Origin of the sequence: Trichocoleus sp. FACHB-6 (assembly GCF_014695815.1) — a bacterium.
GTDB lineage: Bacteria > Cyanobacteriota > Cyanobacteriia > Cyanobacteriales > FACHB-T130 > Funiculus > Funiculus sociatus.
Genome location: NZ_JACJOY010000053.1, coordinates 1 through 15,561 on the forward strand (window position 1 = coordinate 1; position 15,561 = coordinate 15,561).

General features: G+C 43.2%; 15 protein-coding genes and 1 pseudogene. 8 read left to right on the forward strand and 8 right to left on the reverse strand.

Annotated elements, in window-relative coordinates; genetic code table 11:
• The first annotated feature begins 339 nt into the window (after positions 1-339).
• Complete coding sequence (locus H6F66_RS09895; RefSeq protein WP_190420685.1) at positions 340-1,164, forward strand: sulfite exporter TauE/SafE family protein; 825 nt, start codon at positions 340-342, stop codon at positions 1,162-1,164.
• A gap of 76 nt (positions 1,165-1,240) precedes the next feature.
• Here H6F66_RS09895 and H6F66_RS09900 read toward each other — a convergent pair whose 3' ends face one another.
• The 3 genes from H6F66_RS09900 to H6F66_RS09910 are packed head-to-tail and all read right to left on the reverse strand — an operon-like array spanning position 1,241 to position 4,158.
• Complete coding sequence (locus tag H6F66_RS09900) at positions 1,241-2,875, reverse strand: CocE/NonD family hydrolase (RefSeq protein ID WP_190420687.1); 1,635 nt, start codon at positions 2,873-2,875, stop codon at positions 1,241-1,243.
• On the reverse strand, positions 2,869-3,324 hold the full coding sequence (locus H6F66_RS09905; protein WP_190420688.1) for a cupin domain-containing protein: 456 nt from the start codon (positions 3,322-3,324) through the stop codon (positions 2,869-2,871). Before H6F66_RS09905 ends, H6F66_RS09900 begins: the two co-directional genes overlap by 7 nt.
• Before the next feature lie 60 nt (positions 3,325-3,384).
• A complete protein-coding gene (locus H6F66_RS09910; RefSeq protein ID WP_190420689.1) occupies positions 3,385-4,158 on the reverse strand; it encodes a cysteine hydrolase family protein in 774 nt (257 codons plus the stop codon).
• 221 nt (positions 4,159-4,379) lie between these two features.
• Here H6F66_RS09910 and H6F66_RS09915 point away from each other — a divergent pair, with 221 nt between their 5' ends.
• From H6F66_RS09915 to H6F66_RS09925, 3 genes are all read left to right on the forward strand, one after another.
• Positions 4,380-4,667 carry a type II toxin-antitoxin system VapC family toxin gene (locus H6F66_RS09915; RefSeq protein WP_347269360.1) on the forward strand — a complete coding sequence of 96 codons (288 nt, stop codon included), beginning with the start codon at positions 4,380-4,382 and terminating at the stop codon, positions 4,665-4,667.
• A gap of 99 nt (positions 4,668-4,766) precedes the next feature.
• A complete protein-coding gene (locus H6F66_RS09920; RefSeq protein ID WP_190420690.1) occupies positions 4,767-5,366 on the forward strand; it encodes a DUF1877 family protein in 600 nt (199 codons plus the stop codon).
• 243 nt (positions 5,367-5,609) lie between these two features.
• The gene (locus H6F66_RS09925; RefSeq protein WP_190420691.1) at positions 5,610-7,034 is read left to right on the forward strand and encodes an amidohydrolase family protein; all 1,425 of its coding nucleotides are present in this window, start codon (positions 5,610-5,612) and stop codon (positions 7,032-7,034) included.
• 60 nt (positions 7,035-7,094) lie between these two features.
• On the opposite strand, the gene H6F66_RS09930 is transcribed toward H6F66_RS09925, so the two are convergent.
• Positions 7,095-7,232 carry a hypothetical protein gene (locus H6F66_RS09930; RefSeq protein ID WP_190420692.1) on the reverse strand — a complete coding sequence of 46 codons (138 nt, stop codon included), beginning with the start codon at positions 7,230-7,232 and terminating at the stop codon, positions 7,095-7,097.
• 139 nt (positions 7,233-7,371) lie between these two features.
• Here H6F66_RS09930 and hpxZ point away from each other — a divergent pair, with 139 nt between their 5' ends.
• Positions 7,372-7,755 carry an oxalurate catabolism protein HpxZ gene (gene hpxZ, locus H6F66_RS09935; RefSeq protein ID WP_190420693.1) on the forward strand — a complete coding sequence of 128 codons (384 nt, stop codon included), beginning with the start codon at positions 7,372-7,374 and terminating at the stop codon, positions 7,753-7,755.
• A gap of 524 nt (positions 7,756-8,279) precedes the next feature.
• The gene (locus tag H6F66_RS09940) at positions 8,280-9,104 is read left to right on the forward strand and encodes an SDR family NAD(P)-dependent oxidoreductase (protein WP_190420694.1); all 825 of its coding nucleotides are present in this window, start codon (positions 8,280-8,282) and stop codon (positions 9,102-9,104) included.
• A 454-nt stretch (positions 9,105-9,558) separates the two neighbouring features.
• On the opposite strand, the pseudogene H6F66_RS09945 reads toward H6F66_RS09940, so the two are convergent.
• From H6F66_RS09945 to H6F66_RS09955, 3 genes and pseudogenes are all read right to left on the reverse strand, one after another.
• A pseudogene (locus tag H6F66_RS09945) lies at positions 9,559-10,197 on the reverse strand (Uma2 family endonuclease); the annotation flags it as partial.
• Between the two features lie 404 nt (positions 10,198-10,601).
• Positions 10,602-11,300, reverse strand: coding sequence for a class I SAM-dependent methyltransferase (locus H6F66_RS09950; RefSeq protein ID WP_190420698.1), 699 nt, complete (start codon positions 11,298-11,300; stop codon positions 10,602-10,604).
• A gap of 113 nt (positions 11,301-11,413) precedes the next feature.
• Positions 11,414-11,635 (reverse strand): hypothetical protein, encoded by a 222-nt coding sequence (locus H6F66_RS09955; protein WP_190420700.1) that lies wholly within the window; start codon positions 11,633-11,635, stop codon positions 11,414-11,416.
• A 423-nt stretch (positions 11,636-12,058) separates the two neighbouring features.
• Here H6F66_RS09955 and H6F66_RS09960 point away from each other — a divergent pair, with 423 nt between their 5' ends.
• Both H6F66_RS09960 and H6F66_RS09965 read left to right on the forward strand, forming a co-directional pair.
• Entirely contained in the window at positions 12,059-12,805 is a 747-nt protein-coding gene (locus H6F66_RS09960; RefSeq protein ID WP_199295004.1) for a TVP38/TMEM64 family protein, read from the forward strand.
• Entirely contained in the window at positions 12,805-14,337 is a 1,533-nt protein-coding gene (locus tag H6F66_RS09965; protein ID WP_190420704.1) for a mercuric reductase, read from the forward strand. The genes H6F66_RS09960 and H6F66_RS09965 overlap by 1 nt, the downstream gene beginning before the upstream one ends.
• A 57-nt stretch (positions 14,338-14,394) precedes the next feature.
• Here the strand turns inward: H6F66_RS09965 and H6F66_RS09970 are convergent, their stop codons facing one another.
• Positions 14,395-15,306 carry a LysR family transcriptional regulator gene (locus H6F66_RS09970; protein ID WP_190420706.1) on the reverse strand — a complete coding sequence of 304 codons (912 nt, stop codon included), beginning with the start codon at positions 15,304-15,306 and terminating at the stop codon, positions 14,395-14,397.
• Positions 15,307-15,561: the final 255 nt, after the last annotated feature.

The window sequence follows — 15,561 nt, forward strand, 5'->3', positions numbered from 1 at the left end:
AGAACTTTAACTAATGCGACTGCCAAGGTTAATCTTTGTTTTATTCGCTTGATGATTAAGAGGCTTGCAGCACCTTCTTAGATATCAAACTTAGATGTCAAATGGGTTCTATATAAAAGACGCGCAGGAAATGGGATCTCAGCCTTGTGCAGAACTCTTCCAGAAGTTGCAGCAAGAAGATATGAAGCACGCGCAGGAAATCCGCCAGCATCTTCAGGAAGTGATGCAGAAAGGCAAAATGTAGCAGACATCGGGTGAGGCGATTAAATTAGTTTCGTAGGGTGGTCAATGCCTACCCTACTTACTGTATGCTAAGTGTCATAAATCGCTTCACGCGCTATGACATCAACCACCTTATTAATATTTGCTGCTGCTGGAATATTTTCCGGAATACTCGCGGGATTTTTAGGAATTGGCGGTGGCACGGTTCTTGTACCATTATTAGTAGCATTAGGTTACAAGCCAGTTGAAGCAGTTGCTACCAGCAGCCTAGCAATTTTAATCACCGCAATTTCTGGTAGTGTCCAGAATTGGCGCATGGGGCTATTCAGCTTTAATCGGGTAATTGCCATCGGATTTCCAGCTATAGTGACAGCCCAAATTGGGGCATATTTAGCCACTCGTTTTCGCCCTTATTTGCTGTTAGCATCTTTTGGATTATTGCTACTTTTAAATATATATTTAGTTGAACTACGCAAACAACTGACAGCAAAAAAGAAGTTGGAAGAAGAGCAGGGAATAGACGCAGAAGCGCAGAAACTTAAGACTCAAAACTCAAACATTTTTTTCAATCCCAATATTGCTAGAATTTTCACAGGAAGCACCGCTGGAATACTAGCAGGATTGTTTGGCGTTGGTGGGGGTGTAATCATGGTGCCTCTACAAATATTATTATTAGGAGAAACCATCAAAGTTGCCATTCAAACAAGTTTAGGTGTCATTGTCATTACTGCCATATCCGCTTGTGTGGGACACGCCTTGCGAGGTAACGTCTTATTTACAGAGGGGTTCTTGTTAGGAGCAGGTGGTTTTTTAGGAGCGCAAATTAGCACCCGATTTTTGCCAAAATTACCCGATGAAGTTGTTAGTTTAGCCTTTCGTACACTGCTGGGAATTTTATCAATTTATGTTTTCTGGCAAGCATGGCAAAGTTATAGCAGCTAATTCCGCGTTACCAGCCTCAGCCTGGTAACGCTTTCAGGGAATATGTGAGGCAGAGTTTCAGAATAGGCAACGAGGATTACACTAGAGGCAGTAAAATTTGGGAAGGAAAATCTTTCCCACTTCGCACAGTTAAAGTAATAATTTGAGCTGCAATTAAAGCGGTTTCACCAGGATGAGAACCAGTACCGGGATTAACAGGATAAGCGGGAAAACAAGCTGCACTTAAACTAAGCCGTAGACAATTACCCTTGTTTAGTCGCGCACAAGTTGCTTGCAAAATAATTTTTAAAGGTGCCTCTTGATTCGATTCAACCCGCACATATCCTTGAGTAAAATTGTATACACTGCCATCTGTTCGCACTTCCGACAAAACTGCAAATAAGTCAAAACAGGGTGTATCTGCCTTAGCATAAACTTCTACAACTACATCTCCAGCAAGATATAAATCTGACTCTAGTGGTGCTGAGGTGTAGGTTAAAATATCTGTGCGGCAATCGAGGCTAGAACGGTCAAAGGAACCAGCAGGAATTGTAGCATGACCTCCTAAAGCAGGAACAGGTCGCCAAGGATCGTGAACCACTACATCAGAAGAATTTTGGATAAATTCCTTCGCTTGTCTTACCAACTTACCTGCATCATCCCGCAGACTAGCTAAACCAGAACTTTGTAGAAAATAGGATTTATGGTTATCGCTAGGAAAAGTTTCAAAAGATCGCCATCTGTTACTACCCATTTCAAATAAATTAACAGACGGTTCATTCAATAATCCTGTATCAATACCTTTGAGAAACTGGTCAAACCATCGAATTTGCAATTTATCGATTGAACTATTAGCCTCTGCACCATAATCTACATTTCCTACTTTTCGACCCCAAGGTAGATGCGCCCAAGGGCCAATTACTAAATGCTGAGAAAAGGCACTACGAGATGCCATTTCTTTGTATAAATTCAAAGTTCCGCGCAGGAAAGTATCAAACCATCCGCCAACGTGCAGCATCGGCAAATCAACATCTTGCAAATGCTGTTTTGGTGAAATTTCCCAGTATTCACCGGGTTGAGGATGGTCTAACCATTCGTGATAGAAAGAGTCAGGCGCTAGGTTTTGCAGAATCTCCGGACGGGCAGGAATTTTGTCATAAAGTGGTAAGTTACGAGAAGCTGTAAAAAGAGCTTGATACGCTTTTTCATCTCCTGACAATCTAGCGGTTTCTGTTGCTAGTTGAATCGCCCAACCGAGATTAGCTTGTAAACAAAAAGCTCCATTTTCATAAGCCCAATCTGTATATAAATCGTAGCCAATCATGGCGGGACAAACCGCTTTTAATGCCGGGGGATGTGCGGCGGCGGCGTAAAGCTGGGTCATTCCCTGATAGGAAAACCCATACATTCCAACATTTCCATTACTACCCGGTAAATTCGCAGCCCAATTAACTGTGTCAAAACCATCTTCAATCTCGTGGGAAAATAGTTTGAATTCGCCCTCTGATGTGCCGCGTCCCCGAACATCTTGAATTACCACAATGTAGCCTTGGGCGGCGTACCAGGTGGGATGGGCATAGACAACGGTGGATGCGATCGCTTTCCCATACGGCTGTCGCATCAGCAAGACGGGAAACTCACCCTCCGCATCCGGGCGATAAATGTCCGCATCCAAGCGCACCCCATCCCTGGTAAGCATTGAGGCAGTTTCTTTGGAAAAAACATTTAGCATGGAACTAGAGAATCTACTCTACCCAATACTGCTAAATCCTCTTCGTCCAATTCCACTGGCGTACCGCTACGAATTAATTCCGCAAAGTCTTCATTTGGCACCATAATACACAGCGCATACAAGCGAGTAGAACCCGTATTTTCAATTTTATGGATGCCTGTTGGAGGAACTAAAATACTATCTCCAGCGCCAATTGGTACAGTTTTCCCATCACAAGTAGCTTGCCCTTCCCCTTTAAGAATGAAAAACATTTCTACAGCGAATTGGTGCCGATTTGGGGGAGTTTTCCCGCCAACATCGAAAATTTCTACACAAAAAGTTAAGGACATATGCGCCGTTTTCGGCTCAAACACAATCGCTAAACGATTAGTATCCTGGGGGCTAATACGATAGACTTGGTAATCTTTGGGAGACTTGAGGACAGGAATCACGCAACGGGCAGCATCCATAAAGGTTTCACCTTTGCTAATTGAAGGATGGCTAATTGTGGTTTTTATGACTATTAGCCATTAACCAGTTGTAATTGCTTCTAAGATAGCTTGAGAATCTGTCACGAACCCAAAACACTGTTTAACGTTATAAAGTGTAGCTTGCCAGCAATATTCTGGAGAGGTAGTAGCAGTGCAATCTGTAACTAAAATGCAGTCATAGCCAAGAAAGTTGGCATCTTGTAAGGTAGCCATCACGCATTGATCGGCATTCACCCCCGCAAAGAAAATAGTAGTTTTTCCCAGGTTCCGTAAAATACTATCGAGGGGAGTATCCCAAAAACCGCTCATCCTGTACTTATCGACGCGAATATCTTCCGGCTTTTGTTCCAATTCATCCACCACCGCCGCCGCCCAACTACCCGCCATCAGCACTTTAGCATCAGCTTCGGGCAAGCGATCGCCTAAACCAACACCATCGCCTGTTGGGTTATAAACATGATGCACTCCCGCACTAATATTTAACAAATCGGGGCGATTTCCCCAATTTAGCCAAATTACAGGCACGTTTGTATCTCGCAATTTTGGCAGTAAATTGTTTAAGGGATTTATCGGATTCCGTGCAGGTGTCACGTCTACGCCAATGTGCGCCAGCCAGCCTTTCGGATGACAAAAGTCATTCTGCATATCAATTACCAAAATCGCCGCTTTTGCCAAATCCAAACGCAGTGTTTTAGTTTCTGTCGCCAAAGTAACAGGTTGCGGTTTTAAAGGAGGGCGCGTGATATCGGCAATTTGAGCATCAACAGCCCAAGCATTCGGTGGTACGCCCAAGGTTCGTAAGGGTGAATTCATAGGGATTCTTGAGAAGGGAACTTCAATGGTAAGGACTCAAGGCTCTAGATTTGAACTGAGTTAGAAGAGATTATGGTAATGAGCGATCGCATTCCGGTGAAGTACGAAGGTTAATTTGTTGATATTTTAGATGCTGCTACTAGCCACGGTGGAAAAATTTGATGATTTGATGACTGTGGCATCTCGGCGGGTGTTGAAGGATAGCGATCGCTTTATGTACGATTGAGGGAAAACTCTGGCGTTACGATGCTGCTGAGGCTCAAACAAGTTTAGCTACTTTCAAAGTACCATTGCGGGTTGTTTCCACTGCTGATTTGATGGAGGAGGCTGTTAATATTGCCTTGGCTTATGGAATTTCTGCTTATGATGCCAGTTATATTGCCCTTTCTCAGCAAGTTGGTGCTACGCTATTGGCTCTCGATGAGAAGTTGGTGAGGGCTGTAGCTGCTAAGTCTTACAATGTTCGCTCATTTAATGATTTTACAATTCTGCCGTTGCCCTCAGTGTAGATATTAAAATCAACCATGCTTCAATCAACTTATGAGTAATTTTAAGTTGCGTTGCCGTGGTGTACTAATGTCAATTCATTAATATCTTAGTTGAAAGTTATGTCAACAGCGATAGCTCTTTCTCAAGTGTCTTCTAAAGTATTGGAGAAGCTAGAAGAAAATCCTTATGCTTATGATGTGTTTTTTGAGGCAATAACCATATCTGATCCCAATGATTGGCAAGAATTTAAGTTTGTTTTTTACCAACAGGACTTTGACGAATTTAAAGCCGATGCTCCTCGCCTTTTAGCTGAGGGTAAAAATAGGCGGTTATATCTTGGGGAAAATTGGCAACCAATCCAATTTTATCTTACAGCTACTTGTGGAGAAGAAGATTTAATTTTCCCAAATAGTTATAGCAAGGATGAAAATGATTTACTTCGAGTTAATGCTGTCACAAGTGTAAATTACCTGAAATATGAAAGGTATATAAGGTACTTTACTGCTGATGAAGTCAAGGACGTAGTAGAAGAATTATCGAGAGTTGCACAAGAGGATGATACGGAAAGACTAAGAAAAATATGTCGAAAAGCCAAAGTAAATTTTTGGGAAAGAGAATATGAAAATTGGATTGAATATACTGAGCTGTTTAACGAATTGATAGATTACTACAAAGATGCTGCCGACAAAGGGAATGCCATGTTAATATCTATTGGTTGATGATGTTAATAGGTAGTAGGTGAAAATTAAACAATAACCCGCAATGACGAAAATTAATGGGATTCAACCCGTTATATTACCAATTTTATCGTCAGTGATGGCGATCGCGTCCTTAATTATCCTCTGGGTGAAAAAGCATGAAAGGGCTATAAAATGAGAAAATAATTTTATTTTGTGATTAATCGTAATTTTTAAAATCAATAAACGTAGAATTTAATAAACCCTAACTAAAAGGTAAAAACTGTGACTTTTACAATCCAACAGGCTTTAATCCCGGTTGATGACGGTTATGCAAATGTCGATGTGCAGATTCAGGATAACGCGATCGCTGCCATCGACGCTAATCTAGAAGTTGTCGGTACAGCTGTCGATGGTAAAAATAAACTTCTCCTCCCCGGCTTCGTCAACGCCCACACCCACTCTTCAGAAATGTGGCAGCGGGGATTGATTCCCCCTGTACCCTTAGAATTGTGGATTGCGGAACTTTACGACTTTACACCCCTCGAACCCGATCAAGTTTACCTGAGTGCTTTAGGAACAGCGGTAGAAACTCTACTTTCTGGAGGGACTAGCGTAGTCGATCATTTAGTTTTAATTCCTGGCAAAGAAATTGAAACTATTGCCGCGGCTGTTCGCGCCTACAAAGAAATTGGTATCTGCGCTTTTATTGGCCCATTAATTCAAGATGAAACCCTGACTCGTGGCATCCCCACAGGTGGTAAAGAAACGGAACACGAAGCCTACATCCGTTCCACAGAGGCAACTCTAGCACTAATGCAGGAAGCTGTAGACAAGTTTCATAATCCTGCGGAAGGTGTTTATGTTTTAGTTGCACCAACGGGGATTCAACTGTGTTCGGATGCCTTGTTTCAAGGTTGTATTGAATTAAGCGATCACTACAATCTCTGTCGTCACGCTCACCTCTTAGAAACCAAAGCCCAACAATTTCTTGCTCAAGAAAAATACGGCTGTAGCGCAGTTGAACACCTGAAGCGTATCGGTTATTTAAGTCCGCGCACTTCCTTAGCTCATTGCGTTCATTTGAGCGATGCTGATATTGAAATTTTGGCAGAAACTCAATCCACCGTAGTACATAATCCTCTCAGCAACCTGCGTTTAGGTAGTGGCATCGCTCCAATTTTGAAATATCTTCAAGCGGGAGTCAATGTATCTTTTGGTTGCGATGGTGCTGCTAGTAACGACTCGCAAGATTTGCTAGAAGCTATCAAAATCGGCTCAATTTTGCACAACATCACCGATTTAGATTACCACCACTGGATTACACCCCGTCAATCCGTAGAAATAGCAGCTTTCGGCGGTGCCAAAGGATTAAATTTAGCCGATGAAATGGGTTCGTTGGCTGTGGATAAAAAGGCTGATTTGGTACTGTATGACCTTACCAGTTTATCGCTGCTACCCCGCACAGATCCGATTGGCTTGCTAATTTTAGGCCGCCCAGCTCAAGCAGTGGATAGTGTTTGGGTAAATGGTAAAAGAATCGTTGCCGATGGCAAAGTGACGACGATTAATGTAGAAGATTTGAGAAAAGAATTGTTTGAGCGCAGCGAATGGGCTACAAATCGTCAGTCTAAAACTTTAGGTGAAATTGAAGCCCACTATCGCAGTGTAATGGGATTACCAGAAGGAGTAAAAAAAGGTTATTCGTAAGATTTGGGGCAGGCTAAAAGCCTGCCCCAAAAACAATAAAATTGTTATTGGCTAATTCTATTAATTCTTGGTTCTCTTGATATGATCCATAATCTGCTGCTTCCGTTGATCTGAATTGGTATTGTAATTCGCTTGATTGATTTTTACAGTTTTGCTGACATGATCTAAAATCCGCTTTTTGCGTTCTGAGGTAGCCATTGTTAGATACTTGGATTAATTAATTGGATTACAGACCTTACCTATATATTAACTTGTATTAAGTGAGTTTAACAGCCGTGAAACTTTCCCGGCTTAAATGACAAAATACCTCCCTCAAAAGAGAGAACATTGGAATTAAATGGATATCAACATACCGGATGTGGTAGCTGAAGTTACGGCAGCATTTGAGCGTTACGAAAAAGCTTTGATTAGCAATGATGTCGCCGTACTCGACGAATTATTTTGGAGGAGTCCGCACACTTTGCGCTTTGGCGTGACTGAAAATTTGTATGGCTATGATGCGATCGCTACTTTTCGCAGCCAGCGATCGCCTATGAATTTAGAGCGATCGCTAATTAATACCACTATCACCACCTACGGACGAGATTTCGCCACCGCCAACACAGAATTTCAGCGCCTTGGCTCAAATCGCACCGGGCGGCAAAGCCAAACTTGGATGCGAACCCCGGAGGGCTGGCGCATCGTTAGCGCTCATGTTTCATTGTTGGTTACGCCCGATTAGATGGCGCTGGGTGCGTTAAGCAGCAAAGTTTTAGCTGCTTTGTAAAGAAATATTAAGCAAAATTTATTAAAAAATGTTGCAGCTTCTTGAAACCAGTTGTTAAGGTGTGCATAAGCAATGCTTCAGGTTAGCGCTCGTATTGAGGAGACGTGCCATTTATGCTCTACATTCATCTTGGCTGTTTGCCGACTAACTGATTCCAGAAATGTCTGAAAAATATTTCTCGGACTTTCCGGCAAAACGGCTGAGAAATATCTTTTTTGCTTGTTTGACTGCTTTTAGTCCAGCGTCATTCTGTTAGCAACTTCTCAAAGTTTTGGGTTATCAATTTTTAGACATTTTTAGGTTTGTGTTCCCTAAAATTTCCGGAAAATGTCTTGCGCGGCAAGGTTTAGTCCAAGTAATACCCCAAACACAAATCAATTGTCATCTCAGTGCGTGAAATTAGGAACTTTTCTGTTGGATTTTGCACATAACCACTGAAAAAGCCAGCGCAGTGAGTCCTCAAATATGGAGGTTTAATCATGGATATTCAAGGAAAGACAGCTCTGATTACTGGAGCTTCGCGGGGGATTGGACGAGCGATCGCACTCGTTTTAGCCAAACAAGGAGCAAAACGCCTGTTGTTGGTAGCACGCGATGAACAGCGGTTAGCCCAAGTCGCCGCCGAAATCGAAGCTATGGGCGTGGAAGTGGCAATCCTGCCTTTGGATTTGGCTCAGGTGATAGAAGTGAATATTGCGATCGCTAAAGCTTGGCGAGACTACGGGCAAATTCATCTACTCGTCAACTGTGCAGGCGTTGCACACCAAACACCTTTCTTAGGTTCCCGACTGCCAAATGTGCAGGAAGAAATCGCCATTAATTTAATGGGAATGTACACCATCACACGTCTAGTTGCTCGACGCATGGCAGCACAACGGGAAGGGACAATCGTTAACGTTTCAAGCTTAATGGGCAAAGTGGCAGCCCCGACGATGGCAACTTATTCTGCCACCAAGTTTGCAATTGTCGGATTTACCCAAGCCTTGCGCGGCGAACTCGCTGCATACAATATCCGGGTAATAGCTTTGCTGCCCTCTTTAACCGATACTGACATGGTGCGAGAATTACAGTGGTTTCGCTGGGTAGTTCCCACGACTACCGAGAAAGTCGCTCAGGCACTCGTCGCCGGACTGCACAAGGAATCGCCGGAAATCTTGGTAGGATGGCAAAGTCATTTGGCCGTGTGGTGCAACCGCCTTGCACCTTGGCTGCTGGAGAAGGTTTTACTGATAGCTGCTCCGCTGTCGAAGTATAAACAAAAGCGTTACCGCAGACTTAGAGAGGCTGGAGCAATCGGGCGTTAGAGGAACCCTCTCCCCTTTCTTGGTGGGGAGCAGGGTTGTTTTATACAACCCTTAAAAAATATCGAAAATTGTGACATTTTGTAGGGGCATTGCTATGCCCCTATCTCCAATCATAAGATCAGGGGTCAGGGCGCGATCGCATCTAAGCATCCGGATCGATACCCAATTCCCGGAGTTTCGCCGCCAATGCTTGAGCTTTAGCTTGTGCTAACTCGCGTTGTCGGCGTTCCTCATCGGCGTTGGCTTGTGCTAACTCGCGTTGTCGGCGTTCCTCATCGGCGTTGGCTTGTGCTAACTCGCGTTGTCGGCGTTCCTCATCGGCGTTGGCTTGGGCTAACTCCCGCTGTCGGCGTTCTTCATCGGCGTTGGCTTGGGCTAACTCGCGTTGTCGGCGTTCCTCATCAGCGTTTGCTTGTGCTAACTCGCGTTGTCGGCGTTCCTCATCAGTGTTCGCTTGTGCTAACTCCCTCTGTTGACGTTCTTCTGTAGCTACTTCTTCGGGTATTGGTAGCAACTCCCCCTCAGCGGTAAAAAAGCGTAACTTTCGCTCATGGATACCCAGATACAACTCTAACTGCTGACTCCACAGCCACCCAGAGGAATTAGGTTCTATCGGTTGATACTGACCGTCTTTTAGATGAAACCCGGCAAGTTCGAGAGTTTTGGGATCAAACCAAAAATAATCTGGCGTGCGAAGGATATCTTGATAGATTTGTTTTTTTATCCCTTTGTCTACGTTAGCTGTACTCTCAGAGATAATTTCCACAATTACATTGGGATACTTCCCGCCTTCTCCCCAAACTACCCAACTTCTGCGAGGATGGCGTTCTGTTCCCAGCACTACAAAGAAATCTGGCCCGCGAAAATCCCGCGATTTGATTTGGTCTTGAGAGTAGTAAATTGTCAGATTTCCACTAACATAAAAATCGTTACGGTTACGCCACCACCATTCTAAGGAATTGATGAGCGCATCCATCTGCTGTCGATGCCAATCACTTTCCAAAGGCGGTTCGTCACTCCATAAATCAGTAGGTGGAACGACAATATCTTCCCACGTATCTTCTGAGATATTTCTTTCTTGAGCGAGGGACATGGCATCTTGGGCGTTAGTGCTATGAGTATATGGTAGCCGGGTGGTATGCGATCGCTTATATAGTAGTTTGCACCTGAGTCCAAGACAGACCTAATAAGAACAGCCCCTTCCCGATTCCGGTAATGGGCGTAAGACTCAAACTCATTGCCTCTCTCCTCCTGGGAAAAAGGTCAAAAATGTACTCCAATCAACCCTTGAAGCGCTTATATTAATTGAATGCCAACAAAAAAGCCCTTGCTTGAGGGCTGTTGATTCTGTTGTTGATTGATATTAATGGGTTCCTTCAACTGGTACTTCCTTACTTGGTGTGCGTAACATTTCCACCATTTCTTGAATTTCCGGTGGCGGTGGTCGAGTTAGTGAAGATTAAACTTACCAACATCCCCGCGATCGCTATTTATTCATTACCTGCGTTCAGCAACCCAGCCACCAACCAGTAATGCACTATAGAAACGTTCTACCATCTTAAAACCTGCTTCTTCCAGTAGCGCAATTATCCGATTTTCGGATACTAAATGGATATTTTGCGGAATTTTTTCAATCCTTTCCTGTGCTTGCTTGGGAGGAAACCCTTTTTGAATAACGTAATTTTTTAGAATTTCGAGCTTTCCTTCAACTTGAGTTGAACTTTCTTCGCCATAGGAATCAACTAAAAGCAAAGTAGCACCCGACTTAAGACGTTGTGCGATACTTTGAAGTAAAGTTAGTTTGGTTCCGTCATCTGGAAAGAAGTGCATTACCAGAATTAAGGTAGCAGCATCATATAAAGTATTTTCCAGCAGTTCTGACACAACTCCTTGATGCAGCCTGACGCGATTTTCTAGTTTCTCTTGAGAAATGCGATCGCGTGTCTTTTTTATCATATCCGGTGAGGGGTCTACGCCCAACAGCCGCCATGAAGGATTAGCTTTACCCAAAGTCACAAGTTCCTTACCTGAACCGCAACCAGCAATTAAAATTGATGACTCTTTCGGAAGATGCGTTTGAAGAATTGATGATAGCAAATCGTGCATCAGCTCATATCCCGGCACCCAGATAGGTATGTACTGATCGTAATTTTCGGCTCGTTCTCCCTCGAAAACAAATACTTGCTGATTCGTCATATTTTCCAACCTGTAGCTGATGAAATTATGTAAGCGATCGCTCATAAGTGTAGAGCGATCGCGCTATGGCAGAATGCTATAGCGCAAGCGTCTCGCCTGCGCTACGGCTATATTTACCCATTGACTGATTCAACCAAATTTTTCAGGTAAGCTGCTGCTTCTTTTGCAGTTAGCATAACCACTTCATTTTTCCTAAGAATTTCATACTGGTTATTACGATAACCGTGACCAATAATCAATCCTAAACTTACTGCTCTATTGCCAAGTTCTGTTAACTCGTTAAAGCCCATCGCTTCAACTTCCATATTTAGTTGTCTGATGATTTCCTCATCCATATCCTTTAGCCGCCTCGTTACTGCATTTACTTAAATCTTACTTTTTTTACATACCGTTAACTACCCACTTTCAAAGGGGCAGGAGATTGCTTGCCATCCGCTAAGACCCTAGCATCTTTACAAGCCAGCTTACGCGATCGCGCACGAGATATCATAGTTTGTTTTAAAAACCGCGATTTTTTGCCTCTCTCTCAAGAAATATTTTTTCTAAATCAAAATCTTATTATATTAATAATATATTACAAGCCTTCCGTGAATTATTCTCTTTTATAGCAATCCTTGCAAGAGTTGTAAAGTTATCTCTTATCTTTCTGAAGTGCCCGGTCGCGCCTAGAGAAGTTCGTTTTTTTTCACCAATCAAATCGGACTGCTATAACTTCTTTTTTCTCTGCGTTCTCTGTAGTTCATTTTATGAAGTTGTTTATGAACAAAGAATCTAGTCCAAGCAAATTTGGTTCAAATAGCAAGCTAATTATAGGATTTGTATTACTTGTATCTTTAATCTCGGCTTTTATTTTTGCAACTAAATATTTTGATATTCAAGAAAATTTAAAAAACCTATTGGCATGGATCGACAGCCTGGGATTTTTGGCACCCGTGACTTTTATTCTTATTTATATTCTAGCTACCGTGCTTTTTATACCAGGCTCCATTCTCACACTGGGATCTGGTTTTGTCTTTGGCGTAATTTGGGGTTCGATTTATGTTTTCATTGGAGCAACTTTAGGAGCAACAGCCGCTTTTCTAGTTGGGCGTTATTTAGCCCGTGGATGGGTTTCCCAGCAAATAGAAAACAATAGCAAGTTCAAAGCCATTGACCAAGCGGTAAAGAGAGAAGGATTCAAAGTTGTTCTTTTGACTAGACTTTCGCCGATTTTCCCCTTCAACATTTTAAATTATTCTTTTGGAGTAACCCAAGTTTCTTTAAAAGATTATTTTTTAGCCTCCATTGGGATGATTCCTGGGACTATCATGTACGTTTATATTGGTTCTTTAGCAGGTAGCCTCGCCACGATTGGAGCAGCAAATCAGCCCACTAATCCGGAAACAGAGGCAGTAAAATGGGTTATTCGTGTTGTTGGTTTTATTGCCACAGTTGCTGTGACTATTTATGTCACACGCATTGCTCGTAAAGCATTAGAAGAAAGCGTTAATCGAGAGGAATTGTAATGTCACAAACAGTTGAAAAAGCGATTGTGCAGCCAATGGATGAATATAATCAGGCTTTGGTTGCTAATGTACATCCGTCAGATTGGGTGAACCCAGAACCTGCGTCTCGTTACAATTTGGTTGTGATTGGAGCAGGTACTGCGGGACTGGTTGTTGCCGGAGGTGCAGGACTTTTAGGTAGTAAAGTAGCCTTAATTGAAAAAGATTTGATGGGTGGAGATTGCCTAAATGTAGGCTGCGTACCTTCTAAATGTATGATTCGCTCCTCTCGTGTTGTCGGAGATATTCAGAATGCAGATAAATTTGGTATTCACGTTCCTGATGGCACAGAAATTAATTTTTCGGCAGTGATGGAGCGAATGCGGCGAGTTCGGGCGGAGATTAGCCCTCACGATTCTGCTCAAAGATTTAAAGAAGAATTTAATGTAGATGTATTTTTGGGAGAAGCGCGTTTTAACAGTGCTGATACTGTGGAAGTTGGAGGAAAAATTTTGCGCTTCAAAAAGGCAGTAATAGCTACTGGTGCCAAGGCTACTGCTCCTGACCTTGAAGGATTAAAGGATGCCGGTTATCTCACTAATGAAACGGTATTTTCTCTAACCGAAAGGCCGCAACGAATGGCAATAATTGGTGCTGGCCCCTTGGGGTGCGAATTTGCTCAAACTTTCCAACGTTTAGGCTCACAAGTGCTGTTAATCCATAAAAATGACCACATTCTGGATAAGGAAGATGCTGATGCAGCAGAAATTGTCCAGCAGGCTTTTATTCGGGAAGGGGTTCAGCTGATATTAAACTCCAAGGTGAAACGGGTTGAGAGAACAAGTGTAGGGAAAGTTATTTATTACGAATCGGATGGAAAAGAAGATTCTGTAACCGTAGACGAAATTCTGATTGGAGTTGGGCGATCGCCTAACGTTAAGCAATTAAATCTTGAGGCTGTTGGTGTGCAGTATGACATGAAAAAAGGAGTGATTGTAAATGACAAACTACAAACCTCTAACCCTCGCATTTATGCGGCTGGTGATGTTTGTATGGATTGGAAATTTACCCACGCTGCTGATGCTGCTGCCAGAATTGTAATTCAAAATAGTTTGTTTTTTGGATGCAAAAAACTCAGTTCGCTGACAATGCCTTGGGTGACATACACCGATCCGGAAGTTGCCCATGTTGGGATGTACGAGAAAGACGCTCAAAAAAAAGGAATTGAGGTGGATACTTTTTTCGTTCCATTAAATGAGGTGGATCGGGCAGTTGCCGATGGCGAAACAGCAGGATTTGCGAAAGTTTTTGTGAACAAAGGCACTGATAAAATTTTAGGTGCAACGATTGTGGCGCGAAATGCAGGCGATATGATTAGCGAAGTTACTCTGGCAATTGTGGGAAATCTTGGGTTAAAAACTCTCGGTAGTGTCATTCACCCCTATCCTACTCAAGCTGAGGTGATTCGCAAGGCGGCGGATGAATATAGCCGTACTCGTTTAACGCCGTTTATTAAGAAACTGTTGAGCTGGTGGCTGGCTTGGACGCGATAGAAACTGTTTTCTCGTTACCAGACTGGGTCTGGTAACGAGAAATAGCGCCGGGGGATGTCACGACATATCCACGGCAACTTGCTGTGCTTTCTCCAAAAGATACTCGAAAAAGGTGCGAGCGACAACCGAGAGCTGTTTGCCAGCAGGATATGCTACATACCAATGGCGACTGATAGGAAAGCCTTGCACATCAAGGATGGTAATTTGATTGGTGGCACCATCTAGCCCTAGAGTATGGCGAGATAAGACAGATATGCCTAAGCCGCCTGCGATCGCTTGCTTAATCGCTTCGTTACTCCCTAACTCCAGCCTGACTTTTACAGAAACACCATGCTCATCGAATAATGTTTGCACCGATGAGCGCGTTCCCGATCCAGGTTCCCGCATAATAAACGGCTCACCAGAAAGGCGAGATATCGGGATATTTTTTTCCTTAGCTAGCGGATGATCGACAGGTGCCAAGACCACTAGGGGGTTTGCCAGAAACTGATGATAGGTGATATCAAGATGCTCCGGTATTTGGCTCAAGACATACAAATCGTCCAGATTCTCGCTCATGCGGCTGAGTATCCGTTCGTGATTTGTCACTTGGAGCGCAATATCAATTCCCGGATACATCTGGCAAAATGGCCCTAGTAAACGCGGCACAAAGTATTTGGTAGTGGTAATCACTGCCAGCCGCAATCGTCCCTGCTTCAGCCCTTTCATTTGAGCAATAATCATCTCAAACTGGGCTAATCTATCGAAAACTTCCCGACACGTTACCAAAAGTTCCCGTCCGGCATCGGTAAGATAGAGTCGCTTACCGACTTGCTCGAACAGTGGCAAGCCAACTGTTTTAGTTAGCTGCTTTACCTGCATAGAGACGGTGGGCTGGGTGAGAAATAATTCCTCTGCCGCACGAGTAAAGCTCCCGTGCCGAGCCACCACCTCAAAAACCTTTAACTGATGCAGCGTTGCCTGCTTCAACCGCCCTTCTCCTGGCAGTTATAGATAATACTCTATCATAACCATTGAAAACAATGTCTTTGATCTATAAAAGATCAAGGTTATTATCAAATTAATGAAACAAAGTGACAGTCTTCCTTCCTACAGGCGTTGCATATTTACTTGATGGTTGGTCGGGGAAGTCATTATCTTCTATATTCATCCTGTGTTTTGCAGGCTGATTCCCTCCCAAAGCATCTAAGGTGTGAATGTGCAACGCTTTCCATTTGAAAAGAA